The following is a 16,493-nucleotide window of genomic DNA, read 5'->3' as shown; positions in this document are numbered from 1 at the left end:
ACAATCGAAATGAGCAACATAGATGATAAGAAAAAAGCACTTGCTTTAGTGCTTGATAAGCTAGATAAAACCTACGGAAAAGGAACGGTAATGACTTTGGGAGACGATTCTGTAGACAATACCATTGAAGTAATTCCTTCAGGATCTTTAGGATTAGACATCGCTTTAGGAGTTGGCGGTTACCCAAGAGGAAGAATTATTGAAATTTACGGACCGGAATCTTCAGGTAAAACAACTTTAACGCTTCATGCCATCGCAGAAGCTCAGAAAGCAGGCGGAATTGCAGCATTTATTGATGCAGAGCACGCTTTCGACAGAGGTTACGCTGCAAAATTAGGAATCGACTTAGAAAACTTAATTATTTCTCAGCCGGATAACGGAGAACAGGCTTTGGAAATTGCAGACAATCTGATTCGTTCAGGAGCAATCGACATTGTAGTAATCGACTCTGTTGCAGCCTTGACTCCAAAAGCGGAAATTGAAGGCGAAATGGGAGATTCTAAAATGGGTCTTCACGCAAGATTGATGTCTCAGGCTTTAAGAAAACTGACGGCTACGATTTCAAGAACAAAATGTACGGTAATTTTCATCAACCAGCTGAGAGAAAAAATTGGTGTAATGTTCGGAAACCCTGAAACAACAACGGGGGGGAACGCACTGAAATTTTACGCTTCCGTAAGAGTTGATATCAGAAAAGCTTCAGCTCCTATCAAAAATGGTGATGAAGCAGTTGGAAGCCGTGTGAAAGTGAAAATTGTGAAAAACAAAGTGGCTCCACCTTTCAAAATGGCAGAATTCGACATTATGTATGGTGAAGGAGTTTCTAAAGTAGGTGAAATTCTTGATACAGCTGTAGATATGGGAATCGTGAAGAAAAGCGGTTCTTGGTTCAGCTATGAAGATTCTAAATTAGGACAGGGTAGAGATTCTGTAAAAGATGTGTTAAGAGACAACCCGGAACTTGCAGAAGAACTTGAAAACAAAGTGAAAGAAGAGATTGCAAATAAAAAGTAATTTCCTTTTAAAAGATATACTGAAGACAGCTTTTAGCTGTCTTTTTTGTTTTGAAATTTCCTCAAGCAGATCTTAAGAGTAACCTTTACAAATGGATGTTGGTGATCGCAGGAATTACAGAGGATAGCCCGGACTTGAAGTGGCTGGTAAACATTTGGAGAGGGGATTGTTTTAATAAAAAAATGCCATATTGTCACTTTTAGAGGAACGGTATTTTTTTTGAGAAAACAGATTCAGAAAAACAAATAAATATATACATATGAAAGGAAGTATTAATGTATCGGTGGAAAATATTTTTCCGCTAATCAAGAAGTTTTTATACAGCGATCACGAAATATTTTTGAGAGAATTAATCTCAAATGCAACAGATGCCACTTTAAAATTAAAACATTTAACATCAATAGGAGAAGCCAAAGTAGAATATGGCAATCCGAAAATTGAAGTTAAAATCGATAAAGAAAACAAAAAACTTCACATCATCGACCAAGGATTGGGAATGACGGCTGAAGAAGTTGAAAAATACATCAACCAGGTGGCTTTTTCGGGAGCTGAAGAGTTTTTGGAAAAATATAAAGATTCTGCGAAAGACTCAGGAATTATCGGTCATTTTGGGCTTGGTTTTTATTCTGCGTTTATGGTGGCTGAAAAAGTTGAAATTATTTCCAAATCTTACAAAGATGAACCTGCCGTTCACTGGATCTGCGACGGAAGTCCGGAATTTACTTTAGAAGAAACTACAGAAAAATCGGAAAGAGGAACTGAAATTATCCTTCACATTGCTGAAGATTCTTTAGAGTTTTTAGAAGAAAATAAGATCCGTGAATTGTTGACGAAATACAACAAGTTCATGCCTGTTCCTATCAAATTCGGAACTAAAACTGAAACGCTTCCTTTACCTGAAGGCGCTGCAGAAGATGCGGTTGCAGAAACGATTGAAGTTGATAACATCGTTAACAATCCAACTCCGGCTTGGACAAAAGCTCCAAGTGAATTAAAAGACGAAGATTACAAAGCATTTTACCACGAATTGTATCCGATGCAGTTTGAGGAACCTTTGTTTAATATTCACTTAAATGTAGATTATCCGTTCAATCTGACCGGGATTTTATACTTCCCGAAACTGAGCAATAATTTAAATATCGAAAAAGATAAAATTCAGTTATATCAAAATCAGGTTTTTGTAACAGATGAAGTGAAAGGTATCGTTCCGGACTTTTTGATGTTGCTTCGTGGAGTAATCGATTCTCCGGATATTCCGTTGAACGTTTCCCGTTCTTATTTGCAAGCAGATGGTGCAGTGAAGAAAATTTCATCGTATATCACAAAGAAAGTTGCCGATAAAATGGTTTCTCTGATTAATGAGAACCGTGAAGATTACGATAAAAAATGGGATGACATTAAAATCGTTATCGAATACGGAATGATTTCTGAAGAGAAATTCTTTGAAAAATCTGACAAATTTGCATTATATCCAACAACTGACGGTAAATATTTCCTTTGGAATGAATTAGAAGAGAAAATTAAGCCTAATCAAACAGATAAAGACGGAAATTTAGTAATTCTTTACGCTACAAATGCCGATGAACAGCATTCTTATATTCAGTCAGCGAAAGATAAAGGATACGAAGTTTTAATTCTTGATTCTCCAATTGTTCCGCATTTAATTCAAAAACTTGAAACTTCAAAAGAGAAAATTTCTTTCGCAAGAGTAGATGCAGATCACATCAATAATTTAATTAAAAAAGACGAACCTGCAATTTCCAAATTAAATGAAACGGAGAAAGAATCATTAAAGAAAAACGTTGAAGAGTCGATTAATGATACAAAATTCACGGTTCAGCTTGAAGATTTAGACAGCAATGATGCTCCTTTCACAATCACTCAGCCTGAGTTTATGCGTAGAATGAAAGATATGCAGGCAACCGGGGGTGGCGGGATGTTCGGAATGGGTGGCTTCCCGGAAATGTATAATTTGGTAGTTAACTCAAACAGTGAATTTGCTTCGAAAATTCTGGCTAATGAAAATTCTGAAGAGAAAAATGCTCAAATCAAACACGCTTTAGATTTGGCTAAATTATCTCAGAATTTGCTGAAAGGAAAAGAGCTTACAGACTTTATCCAAAGAAGCTACAAGCAATTGGAAAAATAATTTAACTGATTTATATTGAAAACCCCGCCGCGACGAAGTCGCGGCGGGGTTTTTGTTATTTTCGGCGGCGGCTTAGCCGCCGCCGAAAATATCCTATAATTTACTTAATCAGAGATTCTACAGCTTTCACCACATCTTCCGGTTTCTCTTTCATAGCTAATAAATGATCTTGTGAAAATTCAAAAAATTGTTTCGGTTCAGGAGCATTTTTGAAAAGCTCTTCTCCCTGAGAAAAAGGAACTGTTTTATCGTTTTTACTGTAAATAAAAAGCTTACGAACTCCTTCTGTAGATTTAATATCTTCTTTTGCAGAGTAAACGGAAGCCAGCATTTTGGCAAGTGGATCTTTAAACTGAGGAGCAAAAACGGCTGCAATATCCGCAAATGATGACATTCCGCCGTCGATCACCAATCCTGAAATTTTAGCTTTATTGTTTTTGGCTACATGAGCTGAGATCTGAGAACCTAAAGAAGCACCATAAACAATCAGTTTTGTATTTTTCACATCTTCTCTTTGAAACATTTGGTCAAAAAACTTTTGTCCATCGGCTGCAACATTAATGTGAGTAGGAGTTCCGGTAGATTTTCCGTATCCTCTGAAGTCAACCATGGCAACCTGAAACCCAGCCTCAACTAAAGGTTTAACCATAAAAACATACGTTGAAACATTCCCGCCTGCACCATGAAAAAATAAAATTGTTGCTTTAGGTTTTGCAATATTAGGTTTTAAGAAAATTGCTGTAATCGTATCTTTATCTACAGGAATTGAAATGTTTTCATGTTTTAACTCAATAGGTTGTAGCTCTTTTTTTGGCTGATAAAATTTGTCGTCGATTTGAGCCTGAAAAAATTGAGTAAGAATTACAAATAGAAATGTAATTGTTGTTTTAGCTTTCATAATGTTGTTATTAATTATGATGCAAATATAGTTTCTGCAAAGCTTTTTTAAAAATATAAATCACCGAACGGTTACTTTTTTATGCTGAACGGTAATTTTTACGGTCAGGAAATATTTTCTATTTTATTTTAAAGTTCTTCCAAAGGATTCCAAAACAGATTCTTAAAGTTTTTTACTCTGAAATTTTCAACAGTAATTCCTTCCGCTTCCAATCTTGATTGAAATTCCGGTACAGATAATGTTCCTGAGCTTGAAATTACACGATGCGCTGGAACGTCTTTCGGACAGCCACCCATTGCCTTTCCTACGTGACGCGAGTGATTCGGAAAACCAACTGCCTTGGCAATCGCACCATAACTAGTCACTCTTCCTTTTGGAACTAATTTGGTGATTTCCCAGACCTGTTGTTTGAAGATTTCGTTCATTTTTTTGATTTAAATAAAATTCAAATGTAAGAAATAAATCATGTAAATCTTTCCAATAAGATTGTTTCACTAACCAACTTTGTCAATGTTATTAGATATTGTAAATATTAACCTAGAACACAGAAATTCGAAAAATTTAACAAATTATTATCATCAAATAATTGTAAAAATTATTCCATTGTTGTAAATTGAAGCAATGAAATAAAACAAATAGTATGGCAAATTTTAAAGGAAAAGTAATTATCGTAACAGGAGCAGCAATGGGATTGGGTTTGGCTGCAGCAGATGCATTAGCTTCAAAAGGAGCGGATTTGACTCTTGTAGATTATAATGGTGAAGCTTTGGAAAAAGCAAAAGCAGAATTATCCTCAAAATATCCTGAAAGTAAATATCTTACAGTAACAGCCGATGTTTCAGTGGAAGAAAATGTGAAAAATTATGTTGATCAAACCGTAAAAGAGTTCGGGAAAGTTGACGGATTATACAACAATGCCGGAATTGAAGGGAAGCAGGCTCCTCTGATTGATTATGATATTAATGTATTTAAAAAAGTGGTTGATATTAATCTGATGGGTGTCTATTTTGGAATGAAATACGTTATCCCTGAATTGCAGAAAAACGGTGGAGGAAGAATTGTCAATGTAGCTTCAGTTGGAGGAATCAGAGGAGTTCTTAATCAAACCGCTTATGTTGCTACAAAGCACGCTGTAGCCGGAATGACTAAAAATGCAGCTTTGGAATATGGTAAAGACAATATTTTGACGAACGCGATTGCTCCGGGTGCGATTTTGACGCCAATGGTTGCTGAAGCTTTCAACCAGGTAAATCCTACAGACCCGAAAGCGGCAGAAAAAGAATATGCATCAAGAAATCCTACAAGAAAATTGGGTGATCCGAAAGATGTCGGGAATTTGGTAGCTTATTTATTAAGCGATGAAAATGGTTATGTTTCCGGACAAGTGATTGCCATTGATGGGGGAGAGTCGAATATGTACGGAAACCCATAAATAGCTTTTAGCAATTAGCTACTTGCTTTTGGCTCTATATTTTTAAAAAATTGTCTTCATCTCATCTTTTGAGGACAATTTTTTGTTTTTTGACTGCTCAAGCTCCAGCTTCCAACACCCATCATCCAGCCTAAAATAAAAATGCACAATTTTTGAACTCACATCTGAAATAAAAAAAACTACAATGAAAAAATCGATATTTAGATTTTTAAATAAAATCAATAAGAAAATTTTACCGAAATTGAGTGATAAAGACCCATTAAAATTAACCAAATTTCAGAAAGTAATTTTGGCTTACAGATACTTTGTGTTGATTAATTCTTTGGATTGAATTATTCCCACAGATTACACGGATTCCTACAGATTTTAATATAATCAGCTTAATAAACTTAATCTAAATCAATTTATTGATTCTTAAAATGATGTCGAATCTTGTTTAAATTCTTAAAAAACTTAATGTCTAAAAAATCAGCCAAATCAGCGAGAGAAAAGAATTATTTAATTTTTCCTATCAGCTTCCTGCAAACCTCATACAAAGGTTTTTCAATAAAAAGATAAATAATAATTGAACAAATCCAAAGCAGGATAAAATTCTTGTCAGGAAGATAAACGTATGATTTCAGTTTCATGTTGAAATAACTCAGATGAATCAGATAAAAAACGAAAGAAGCATTTCCCAGCAAAATAAAAAACTTCGTCGAAAGAACTTTTGAAACCCAGGTGTTTTCACTCATCAATCCCCAAAAGAAAACGATAATGGCAATCGGTAGAAGCAATTCGTGAATCAGTCTCCCTTCCCATCTTTCAACACCATGAACGAAATTATTTTGTGCAAAAATTCTAATGCAGATAATTAAAATTAAAATGCCAATTCCACCCCAAAGTGTCGGGTTTTTAATCTTACTTAAAAACTGAATTCCATTTTCTTTTTTCATTAAATAAGCAAGCAACATTCCGAAGAAAAACTCAAGACTTCGACCGAAAAATGTGCTTCCGATCATGAATTGTAAAGGATATAAAAAGCCTTTAGGATTTCCATTAAATTCCTTCAAACCAGATCCGATTCCCCAACCTAAAAAGAAAAACCCGACTAAAAACAGGAGGCAGTATTTCCAGTTTTTTTTTAATAATAAGAATAAAAGTGGTGAGAGTAGGTAAAAGAAAAATTCCACTGTTAATGACCAGGCCTGCACAATTCCTGAAACAGAATATTTTTCAAATAAAGAATAGAAAAGTGAATATTGTAAAAAGTAAGTTTTTACCTCTTTTGAATAAGCTGTATCGAGAAAAAAACAGCTCAGCAAAATCCAGTACAACGGAAAAATTCTTGCAATACGCAGAAGAATATATTTTAGATATGATTTTTTCGATTCTAAAGGTTTTTCTTCATAACGATAAGCCAATAAAAATCCGCTCAAAACAAAAAATACAGTCACACCAATGTGCCATTCGCTAATGAATCGCATCATTTCAAATGGCAAATCATTTCGCCAGTATTTTCTATTGTGATATACAAAAACCATGATGGCTGCAATGGCGCGCATTCCGGTTAAAGCATCGAATTTATTTTTCTGAAGAGTTTCCAATTAGGTCAAATATATTATTTAATCTATTAATTTTTGAACACGAAGTTCACAGAGTTTTATTTTAACTAAAGCTATTTTTGTATCACAAAGCCGCTTCGCTTATAAAAGTGGAGTATTCTTTTAAAATAAGATTTTGTGGTCTTATAGAAGCAGAGCGTCTCTGTGACCGTTTAAAAATGTATTTCTAAAAAAAATTGTGAACTCTGTGTTCTAAATAAAAACAAAAAGGCTTAATAAATAAGCCTTTTAATATAATTAATTTGAATCCAAAATTAGTTTTCCAAGATGTAAGAGAACATCAAAGGCGCACAAATCGTAGCATCACTTTCAACGATAAATTTCGGAGTCGTAATATCTAATTTCCCCCAAGTAATTTTCTCGTTCGGTACAGCTCCCGAATAAGAACCGTAAGACGTCGTAGAATCTGAGATCTGACAGAAATAAGACCAGAACGGAATATCATGCATTTCCATATCCTGATACAACATCGGAACTACACAAATCGGGAAATCTCCTGCGATACCTCCTCCAATCTGGAAGAAACCAACTCCTTTTCCACCTGAATTTTTAGTGTACCAATCCGCCAGATACGTCATGTATTCGATCCCTGATTTCATTGTAGTAGCTTTAAGTTCTCCTTTAATACAATAAGAAGCAAAAATATTACCCATTGTAGAATCTTCCCATCCCGGAACAACAATTGGTAAGTTAGCTTCAGCTGCTGCAATCATCCATGAATTTTCTCTTGGAATTTCATAATACTGCTCCAAAACGCCTGAAAGAATCATTTTGTACATGAATTCGTGCGGGAAATATCTTTCTCCTTTTGCTTCAGCATCTTTCCAAATTTCAACGATGTGTTTCTGCAATCTTCTGAAAGCTTCTTCTTCAGGAATACAAGTATCTGTCACTCTGTTCAGACCTCTTTCCAACAGATCCCACTCATCCTGAGCCGTCAAATCTCTGTAGTGAGGAACTCTTTCATAGTGAGAATGCGCAACAAGGTTCATTAAATCTTCTTCAAGGTTCGCACCTGTACAAGAAATGAAATCTACTTTTCCCTGACGGATCATTTCCGCTAAGATTTTCCCAAGTTCGGCTGTTGACATCGCTCCTGCAAGCGTAATCATCATTTTTCCTCCGTCTTTAAGGTGTGCAACATATCCTTTTGATGCGTCTACCAAAGCTGCTGCATTAAAGTGCAGATAATATTTTTCTATGAACTCAGTTATCGGTTTGCTCATTATTTAAATTTTTTACAAAGATAAAATTTAAAAACGGAAAGTCGCAGCAGCACTCAAAGAAAGTCTGGTTAAACCTTCTCTTTCTTCTTCACCGAAGTTTACTGTAGTACCATTGTATTTCATTTTGCTTAATGTTCCACCGGTCATTCCAATCTTTGGACCAATGAAAATCTGGTTAGTCAATGCATATTGATATCCAAAATTAATTTCTGCACCTACATTTGAGCCTGTTCCTTTTACAGTTCCTGTTTTGGTTGTGTAGGTAATTACACCTAACGAAATATCATAAAACAATTTATGTCTGGTATCTTCTTTAAAATTTGAAAACATATAAGAAGCACCAATAAAGCTGATATTATCTTTTGTACTTACGAAGCCCGAAACATTCTGACCATTCGGTCCTGCAACAGTAAGTCTTCCGTCGCTTGATGCAAAATAACCCGAATATTTTAATCCGATTGCTCCGTTTCCATTAAGCAGATAATAAGTGCCAATACTTACATCAACACCACTTTTCAGGCCTTTGATGTAATTTTTTGTTTCATTGGTAATTCCTGAAGGTGTCTTTGCTAAACGCCAAGCATATCCTACAGAAGGCATTACGGCAACTTTTGGTTGTGGTGCTAAACCAGCTTCTTGTGCTGAAAAAAGAAACGGAGCAACGCATACTCCTAATAACATTAGTTTTCTGAACATTGTATTGAAATTTCCGCAAAAATACTATTTTTCAAAATACGGAGACTTAATATTTGAAACGTCTGTTTTCTTTTTTATCCGAATGCTGTTTTTTCTGCTGAATTCTTTTTTCAACTGATGATTTAGAAGGTTTTGTTTTGAATCTTTTCTTTGGAATAATTAAGGCTTGATCTACCAATTCCAAAATTTTTTCGGTGGCAATCTTCTTATTCTGTAGCTGAGTTCTGGATTCCGAAACGGTCAGTTGCAAAATGCCTTCAGAATTGATGCGGTTTTTAAGCTTAGTATAGATTAATTTTTTTTCTTCGTCTGAAAAGAAATTGCTTTCCTCAATATCCCACATTATTGTAACAGAAGTTTCCACTTTGTTTACGTTTTGTCCGCCTGCACCGCTGCTTCGTGAAGTTTTATAAGCCAGTTCTGAGGTAAAGTTTTTCATATATTATATTTTGATGACAAAAATTCCCCTCCCTTGGAGGGATGGCGAAAATTCGCAAGAATTTTTGACGGAGTGGTTTAGACTGACAATTTTTTTTTTAATTCTAATCGATTCACTTTTCCATTTGGCGTTCTCGGAATTTTTTCAATAAAGATAATTTTTTTCGGCTTATGGAAAGATTTTTCAAATGTGAGATTTGAGATTTGAGATTTGAGATTCTCGTTTTCAGATCCTTCAATAACCAAAATCAATTTTTGTCCCAGACTTTCATCTTCTATTGCTAAAAATACAGCTTCATTAGTAATCTCTTTTTTTATCAAAGTTTCAAGCTGTTCGGGAAAAATTTTTGCACCTCCCGAATTGATGACATTATCAATTCTTCCTAAAAATTTGAATTGATCTGTATTTTTTATATCAACAAGATCATTGGTCTGCAAAATTTCAGAATTCAGTTTTGAAGCAATAATTTTCAGGCAACCTCTTTCATCCTTAGAAATATCAATATTTTCAAAAACAGTAAAATATTCATCCGGATTTGGGTAAATGTTTTTTAATGCGATATGTGAAAGTGTTTCAGACATCCCGTAAGTCTCATAAATTTTTGTTTCAGAGGTGGAGAGTTTTAGTGTTTGAGTGATTTTCTTTTTTAAAGATTCTGAAACGGCTGCTCCGCCAATGATCAGATTTTTTATGAAATGAATTTTGTCTAAAGAATTTTCTACCTGTAAAGGCGTCATTGCACAGAAATCAATTTCCTGATGAAGATTTTCTAAGGGTTTTAAAGATGGATCAGCAACAAATAGATTTAATTTTCTTTCGAAAGAACGCACCACCATCATTTTTCCTGATATATATTCTATCGGAAGACAAAGCAAAGCAGTATTTCCTTTTTTAAGCTTTAAAAAATCACAGGTCATTTGAGCGGAGTTTAGCATTTTCTCTTTTTCAATATCAAAAACCTTGGGAACTCCTGTAGAACCTGAAGTCTGTACTTTCACCGTTTTAGAATCCGACTGCCATTCTTCAACAAAAAAAATCACTTTTTTTTCGAATTCAGTTTGAGGTTGTAAATTATTAATTCCGAGATTATTGAAGTCTAGCAGCATGTTTCTGGCAGTTAAATTGTAATGTAAATTTAAAGAAAAATTAAAAAAGGATTTGCAAATAAAGAAAAAAGCTTTAAATTTGCATCACCAAAATAAAACAGACCTATAGTGTAACGGTAACACTCCGGTTTTTGGTACCGTCATTCGGGGTTCGAATCCCTGTGGGTCTACAAACCACTCTTTTTTAAGAGTGGTTTTTGTTTGTTATATTTAAACCTTATTCGCTAAAAATATTTTAAGGAAAAAATCAAAAAAATGTAAAATTCATTTGTACGTAAAGAAAATTTATGTAAATTTGCCTCACCAAAAAATACAGACCTATAGTGTAACGGTAGCACTCCGGTTTTTGGTACCGTCAGTCGGGGTTCGAATCCCTGTGGGTCTACAAACCACTCTTTTTAAGGGTGGTTTTTGTTTTTTATAATACTAAAGTTTTGGTTTGAAAACACAATCGTCTTAAAATCTAAAACTAGCCCAGATCGCAACGGCATCCTTTTTTGTTTAAAGGAAAAGCAGGGGCAAAAAAGATATAGTGGAGAGCTGGAAAAAGCTTCAAATAAGAAAATATGACTCATCTTCTGGATGTAGTCAAACAGCTCCTAAAAACTGGCTTTCACCTGCATGCTTCCGATGTGAATGGTTCTCTCACCGGAATTTCTTCCTTCGTAATTTAAGTTCAACTGCAGGAAAGAGTTGATTGCCTGTTGAATGAAAACACTCCAAACCTGATTTTTACCAGGCTTTAAACCATCGAGCATCTGGTTCCCGACAATGCTGAAACTGTTTCCTGTAAAATCATTATTGATAAACGAGAAATTTCCTCTGATGGACGTTTTTTTACGCTCCCACTGGATCGTTCCTGTAATATCAAATGCTTTCAGCAATTCTTCGCCGTCTTTTCTTTGTTTTTCACGGTAAGCTGATGAGAATTCTGCCTGAATCGCATCTGTGAATTTATAGGTTGCTTTTGGCTTGGTTTCAAAATTATTCAGTCTGTAATCTCTTGTAGCAAATAATTGTGATGAATTTTGCAGATCATGAACAGAATTTTCCCAGTCGATCCTAAATTCTTTATTGAACCAATACCCGATGTTTACGAAATGTGAGGTCTGGTTACGTTCTTCGTTGCTGAAATTGGCATTGATGAGGTTGTCATTCTGTATAAAACGGTAATTTCCGTTCCAGCCCGATTTTTCGGTAGGGTTGAACTGAGCAGACATCAGAATGTTCTGATTTTTCAAAATCTGGTTTTCGCCTTTTTCAAATGGATTTAAGACCAAAACTTTGTCTTTTTTGTAAAAGGAATTCTGTGAGTTTAATGAAATGTTGAAATTCCAGCGTTTTAAAAACTTATTTTCCGAGCTGAAAATTACTGACGGGTTCACGAATAATGCCAACTGTAATTTATTTTTGTTGGACGGAATATACCGCACCGAATTGGTGTAAATCCTGATATATTGAGCCAGATCGGAGTATTCTGCAATCTCAAATTCATCGAGCTGTTGCACTCCGTCTCCGTTATAATCGGTCCATTTGTAAACTCCCTGTCCGTCTGTAACTTTGATATACTGAAATTCTCTTTGTGCTTCCTGCCCGTTTCCTAATTCATAGAAAGCCTGAAGACGCATTCCGTTTTTGAAAAGCTGTTGGTTGTACAAAATATTTCCAACCACAAAATCTTTATTCTGATTGACGTCTACATCATCATTTTTATAAAAGAATTTTCTGTAATGAAGTAAAGCGTTTAATGTTGTTTTTTCAGTTTTAATGATCTGACTTTCCGCCATGAAACCTAAGATTCTGTTCATGTTCTGAAGACGGTTATCACGCACGGAGTCGTTGTCTCTTACATAGATTTTAGATAAAAGTTTTGTTCTTGCACTGTCACCGATTTTTTTCTGAACAAACAATTCTTTCCAGCTGAAACTGGTGACATCCATCAGATCGGTATCGTTATACTTTTTTTCGTTGTTCTCCATGCTTCCGCCGACTGCCCAGCTTCCTTTTTTGCCGGTATATTCGGTTCCTGCTCCACCACGAATAAATTTGGTATCCTGAAGAAGCGCATTGGTGTTCAGGTAAGAAAAGTTTCCTTTTGTATTAAATTTTCCTTTGATCCATCCGAAATCAAGGTCATTTTTTATCCCCTTGTAAGAATCTCTTTCGTCGAGATAATTGACACGATAATTTAGAGTGGATTTATTGTTCCATTTATTCTGAAAGCTAAAAATAAAACGGTTTTGAGTGAGACCATTAAATTCCTGAGTTAAGTTGAAATCACGGGAAAATTCTACATCATTAATTCGGTCTAAAATATGAAATTGTCTGTCGATGTATTGATATTCAAAACTTGGTGTTCCTTTCCAGCTGTTTTTAGTAAATGTTTTATTCCCGAAAATCCTTGCTGCATATCCCAGATTCTGATCTGAATCTTTCGACGAAAATAAATTGATGTCATAATTGCTCAATGAAACATCTGCCCCGATTTTTCCGTCTTTTAGCAAGTATTCAGAATTTACAGTATAAACCTGAGATTTTTGTGGTGAAGGTAATTTTCGTACTGCACGATAATCACCAAGATTAGGACCAACATATTCAAAAACACGACCATTATTGGTAGTCTGGCTCAGCTTGTAATCACCAAGATTTGCTCCGAAATACGTAAACGAAACCTGATATAAAGTCTGAGTGGCATCCGTAGAAAACTGATAATAATTTCCGTTCGGACCGGGAACAAGGCTGTACAGAATTTTGTTCACATCATATTCTGCGACAACGCCCGAAGGAGCATACATCAGATTTGCATCATTTCCTGCATCAGCCAAAATCTGCTCATCTTCTTTGGATAAATTTAAAGCTAACGGAGCATTTTTATTATCGTTCTCCATAAACCAGTTTAGTCCGACTCTGAACTTTTCTCTCTGATGTTCTAATTTTCCGGTGAATAAATATCTGGAATAATTTCGGTTAGCATAATTAAATGAAATCGTAATGAAATTCTGCTGGAAAATCGGACGGAAACTGGTAAAAGTAACTTCACCTGTATTATAATTAATAATATAGTCCTGGTTTTCTCCACGCTTCATCAAAATACCATCGATGAAAACCTGCTCAGAACCTGAAATCAACGTAATAAACTGTTCGCCGTTTTTACCTGTTAAGCGGTAAGGCCCCTGGTTTCCTTCAATTCCCTGAAAACGGATTCTATGGAATTCACTTCGTGCCACACCGGCTGAAATATCAACGAAGGTTTTATTATCTGTTCCAAACTGTGTCTGAAACTGAAGTCCCATGCTTCGACGCTGATATTTTGCAAAATAGTTCTTAGAATCTACCAAATCGAGATGCCCTGCTCTGAGAATAGATTTATCCTTAATATTAAGCTGCATGTAAATCTTGTCGAATTCTTCTAAGGTCTGCGTATAACCATCTGCCTGAATCGGTAAGTTGTGATCGGAAATACTTGCTAAAACGGTTACATCTTTCGAAAGTCTTCCCGAAATCTGAAGATCCATCGAGCTCTGAACCGATTGTCCCTGATTATTACCAAATGTGATCCCTCGAATAATGGAACCTTTTGAATTGAGTTCCCCTAAAAATCTCTTGGAATCATTTTTTGCCAGAACAGCTTCGTCTACAATAATACGGTTCTGTGTTTTCACAAAATCCATGGTGTCTTTTGCAAAAATATCCTGCCCGAATCTGAAAGCAAGAATACTGTCTTTTTTTATCGCTAAAATACTGTCATTCTTTGTTGATGCAGAATCTTTCGGAATGTTGGGGTTCTTCCACGTAAAAATTTGAGCGTTATTCAAAGATAAGCCCAGAAAAAAAAGGAAGAATATCAAAATAGAATTCCGCAAGTCTTTAAAAAATAATTGGTAAAAATAACTAAAAAATGTGAACGGTAGGAGTTTTAGCATTATTAACAGAAAATTAACCTGAATATTGTCTCAAATGGAAAAATAGCCTTATTTTTGCTATGTAAATTATTAATAATTAAAAAATTAAGTTATGAAAAAAATCTTTACAGTTTTAGGAGTTGTTGCGGTTGCGGCTTTTGCAAATGCACAGATTGTGATTAATGAAGTATATGGAGGTGGTGGCGCTGGAACATCAGTTTACATTAATGATTTTGTTGAGTTAACAAATTTAGGAACTACAACGGCTACTCTTAATGGTGCAACTTTACAATATGCTTCTGCATCAGGAACTTTTAATAGTTATACAACGTTGCCTAATATTACTTTGACTCCAGGTCAAAAATACTTAATAGAGATGGTTCCTTCAACAGCAAATACTACTGGCGCAAGCCTTCCTACTGCTGATTATCAGGTTACATCTAATATTAGCTTTTCTAATGGAAATACCTATAATGGAGGTTTTAATATGGCTGCTGGAGCAGGGAAAGTAGCTCTTGCAAATAATGCTACTCAAGTTAGTGGTCCAACGGGTTCTAATGTTGTTGATTTTGTGGGTTATGGTTCAACGGCAAGTCAATCCGAAGGCGGGGCGCCAACAGCTTCTCCTTCAGCAACAACTTCTGTTTCACGAATTTCAGGCGATACGAATAATAACTCTGCAGATTTTGCTGTTGGAGCTCCAACACCTCAAAATTCTACATCAGCAACTTTAGCTGTATCAGACTTAAACAAAACTAAATCAAACTTCGTGAGAAACACTTTCGTTAAAAATGACGAAATCACTTTCGGGGCTGATGCTAAGGATGTAAAAGTTTATACTTTATCAGGTCAGTTGGTGAAAACTGCTTCTGTAAAAGCTAACGGAACATTAAACGTTGCTGATTTAGCTGAAGGTAACTACATCGTTACAGGAACTGTAAACAATCAGGCAGTTTCTCAGAAAATTTTGAAGAACTAATTTGACTCAAACTAATCAGACAAATAATATAAACCGCTTCTTTTGAGGCGGTTTTTTCAGTCAATGTTTTTTTTTTTTTTTTTTTGTGAAATTTTGATTTTTTAAATCGTAATTTTATTGATATGGTATTAATTTTGCATAATTTAATATCAAACAATCAAAATGTTACGCCATGAAAAAAGTCTTTACTTTTATCGGACTCGTTTCGATAGTTGCATTTTTTAATGCTCAGATTGTAATTAATGAAATCTATACCGGTGGCGGGATTTTAGGAGCTGCCATTACAAATGATTTCATAGAATTGAAAAATATAGGTTCATCTACTTCCACACTTAATGGTGCAACTATTCAATATGCATCTTCTTCAGGATCTTTTACTCAGTACAATACATTGCCCAATATTACCTTAGCTCCGGGACAGACGTACTTAATTCAACAAGGATCTGAGGGATTGGGAGGGCTGATTAATTTACTTAATCCAAATCTTATAGTAGCTGTTTTTCTGAATTTCGATGGTTCACCAAGTGTTGGTGTAGGTATTGGTCTTGCGCTTACTTCAGGAAAGGTTGCTTTGGCAAGTAACTCTACTCAAATTACCGGACCAACTTCGTCAAATGTATTAGATTTTGTAGGGTATGGATTGGCGAATCAGTATGAAGGTGCAGGTTCTGCTCCGTCACCGACTATTTTAAACTCAATTACCAGAACTATTGGCGATACCAATAATAACAATGTTGATTTTACAATAAGTTTACCTACGCCACAATCAACATCAGGTGTTTTGGCAGTAAATGATGTGAGAGATCTTTTTCAAAAATCAATATTTATTAAAAATTCATTGGTTAAAAATGAGGAAATTATTTTCGCTACGGAGGTGAGAGATATTAAAGTTTATACATTATCAGGTCAGCTTGTAAAATCAGCTTCTTTGAAGAATGGTTTTTCTTTAAATGTTTCTGAATTACAAAAAGGTAATTATATAGTAACGGGATTTGTAGATAATAAGCCGGTTTCTCAGACAATTTTAAAAGATTAAAATTCAAGTAAA

General features: G+C 35.1%; 13 protein-coding genes and 2 tRNA genes. 7 read left to right on the top strand and 8 right to left on the bottom strand.

Features of this window, described 5'->3' with window-relative positions; genetic code table 11:
- Nucleotides 1–9 precede the first annotated feature (9 nt).
- Both recA and htpG read left to right on the top strand, forming a co-directional pair.
- Entirely contained in the window at nucleotides 10–1,014 is a 1,005-nt protein-coding gene (gene recA, locus BM371_RS16870) for a recombinase RecA (RefSeq protein ID WP_034672999.1), read from the top strand.
- Nucleotides 1,015–1,273: 259 nt separating this feature from the next.
- Entirely contained in the window at nucleotides 1,274–3,163 is a 1,890-nt protein-coding gene (htpG, locus tag BM371_RS16865; protein ID WP_034673001.1) for a molecular chaperone HtpG, read from the top strand.
- Nucleotides 3,164–3,263: 100 nt separating this feature from the next.
- On the opposite strand, the gene BM371_RS16860 is transcribed toward htpG, so the two are convergent.
- Together BM371_RS16860 and BM371_RS16855 are read right to left on the bottom strand one after the other, a co-directional pair.
- Entirely contained in the window at nucleotides 3,264–4,061 is a 798-nt protein-coding gene (locus tag BM371_RS16860) for an alpha/beta hydrolase (RefSeq protein ID WP_034673002.1), read from the bottom strand.
- A gap of 128 nt (nucleotides 4,062–4,189) precedes the next feature.
- Nucleotides 4,190–4,486: an MGMT family protein gene (locus BM371_RS16855; RefSeq protein ID WP_034673003.1), complete on the bottom strand. Its 297-nt coding sequence runs from the start codon at nucleotides 4,484–4,486 to the stop codon at nucleotides 4,190–4,192.
- A 215-nt stretch (nucleotides 4,487–4,701) separates the two neighbouring features.
- Between BM371_RS16855 and BM371_RS16850 the strand changes: the two genes are divergently transcribed.
- Nucleotides 4,702–5,493: a glucose 1-dehydrogenase gene (locus BM371_RS16850; RefSeq protein ID WP_034673005.1), complete on the top strand. Its 792-nt coding sequence runs from the start codon at nucleotides 4,702–4,704 to the stop codon at nucleotides 5,491–5,493.
- A 494-nt stretch (nucleotides 5,494–5,987) separates the two neighbouring features.
- On the opposite strand, the gene BM371_RS16845 is transcribed toward BM371_RS16850, so the two are convergent.
- The 5 genes from BM371_RS16845 to BM371_RS16825 all read right to left on the bottom strand — a co-directional run bounded on the left by BM371_RS16845 (nucleotide 5,988) and on the right by BM371_RS16825 (nucleotide 10,564).
- Nucleotides 5,988–7,079 carry an acyltransferase family protein gene (locus BM371_RS16845; RefSeq protein ID WP_034673008.1) on the bottom strand — a complete coding sequence of 364 codons (1,092 nt, stop codon included), beginning with the start codon at nucleotides 7,077–7,079 and terminating at the stop codon, nucleotides 5,988–5,990.
- Nucleotides 7,080–7,351: 272 nt separating this feature from the next.
- Nucleotides 7,352–8,323, bottom strand: coding sequence for a deoxyhypusine synthase family protein (locus BM371_RS16840; protein WP_034673009.1), 972 nt, complete (start codon nucleotides 8,321–8,323; stop codon nucleotides 7,352–7,354).
- A 27-nt stretch (nucleotides 8,324–8,350) separates the two neighbouring features.
- Entirely contained in the window at nucleotides 8,351–9,019 is a 669-nt protein-coding gene (locus BM371_RS16835; RefSeq protein ID WP_074958857.1) for a hypothetical protein, read from the bottom strand.
- Nucleotides 9,020–9,065: 46 nt separating this feature from the next.
- Nucleotides 9,066–9,458, bottom strand: coding sequence for an alternative ribosome rescue aminoacyl-tRNA hydrolase ArfB (gene arfB, locus BM371_RS16830; RefSeq protein WP_034673016.1), 393 nt, complete (start codon nucleotides 9,456–9,458; stop codon nucleotides 9,066–9,068).
- Nucleotides 9,459–9,535: 77 nt separating this feature from the next.
- Nucleotides 9,536–10,564, bottom strand: a complete 1,029-nt coding sequence (locus BM371_RS16825; protein WP_034673019.1) for an AMP-binding protein — start codon at nucleotides 10,562–10,564, stop codon at nucleotides 9,536–9,538.
- A gap of 99 nt (nucleotides 10,565–10,663) precedes the next feature.
- Here BM371_RS16825 and BM371_RS16820 point away from each other — a divergent pair.
- Together BM371_RS16820 and BM371_RS16815 are read left to right on the top strand one after the other, a co-directional pair.
- Nucleotides 10,664–10,734 (top strand) — tRNA-Gln (locus tag BM371_RS16820).
- Between the two features lie 144 nt (nucleotides 10,735–10,878).
- Nucleotides 10,879–10,949: transfer RNA gene (locus tag BM371_RS16815), tRNA-Gln, on the top strand.
- A 214-nt stretch (nucleotides 10,950–11,163) separates the two neighbouring features.
- Here the strand turns inward: BM371_RS16815 and BM371_RS16810 are convergent.
- Nucleotides 11,164–14,235, bottom strand: a complete 3,072-nt coding sequence (locus tag BM371_RS16810) for a hypothetical protein (protein ID WP_394334191.1) — start codon at nucleotides 14,233–14,235, stop codon at nucleotides 11,164–11,166.
- Nucleotides 14,236–14,578: 343 nt separating this feature from the next.
- Between BM371_RS16810 and BM371_RS16805 the strand changes: the two genes are divergently transcribed.
- Both BM371_RS16805 and BM371_RS16800 read left to right on the top strand, forming a co-directional pair.
- A complete protein-coding gene (locus BM371_RS16805; protein ID WP_034673024.1) occupies nucleotides 14,579–15,445 on the top strand; it encodes a lamin tail domain-containing protein in 867 nt (288 codons plus the stop codon).
- A gap of 172 nt (nucleotides 15,446–15,617) precedes the next feature.
- Complete coding sequence (locus tag BM371_RS16800; protein WP_034673026.1) at nucleotides 15,618–16,481, top strand: lamin tail domain-containing protein; 864 nt, start codon at nucleotides 15,618–15,620, stop codon at nucleotides 16,479–16,481.
- Nucleotides 16,482–16,493: the final 12 nt, after the last annotated feature.

Source organism: Chryseobacterium formosense (genome assembly GCF_900116415.1).
GTDB classification, from domain to species: Bacteria; Bacteroidota; Bacteroidia; order Flavobacteriales; family Weeksellaceae; genus Chryseobacterium; species Chryseobacterium formosense.
Note: the sequence above shows the minus strand (reverse complement) of the source record. Positions and strands in the feature narration are given on the sequence as shown.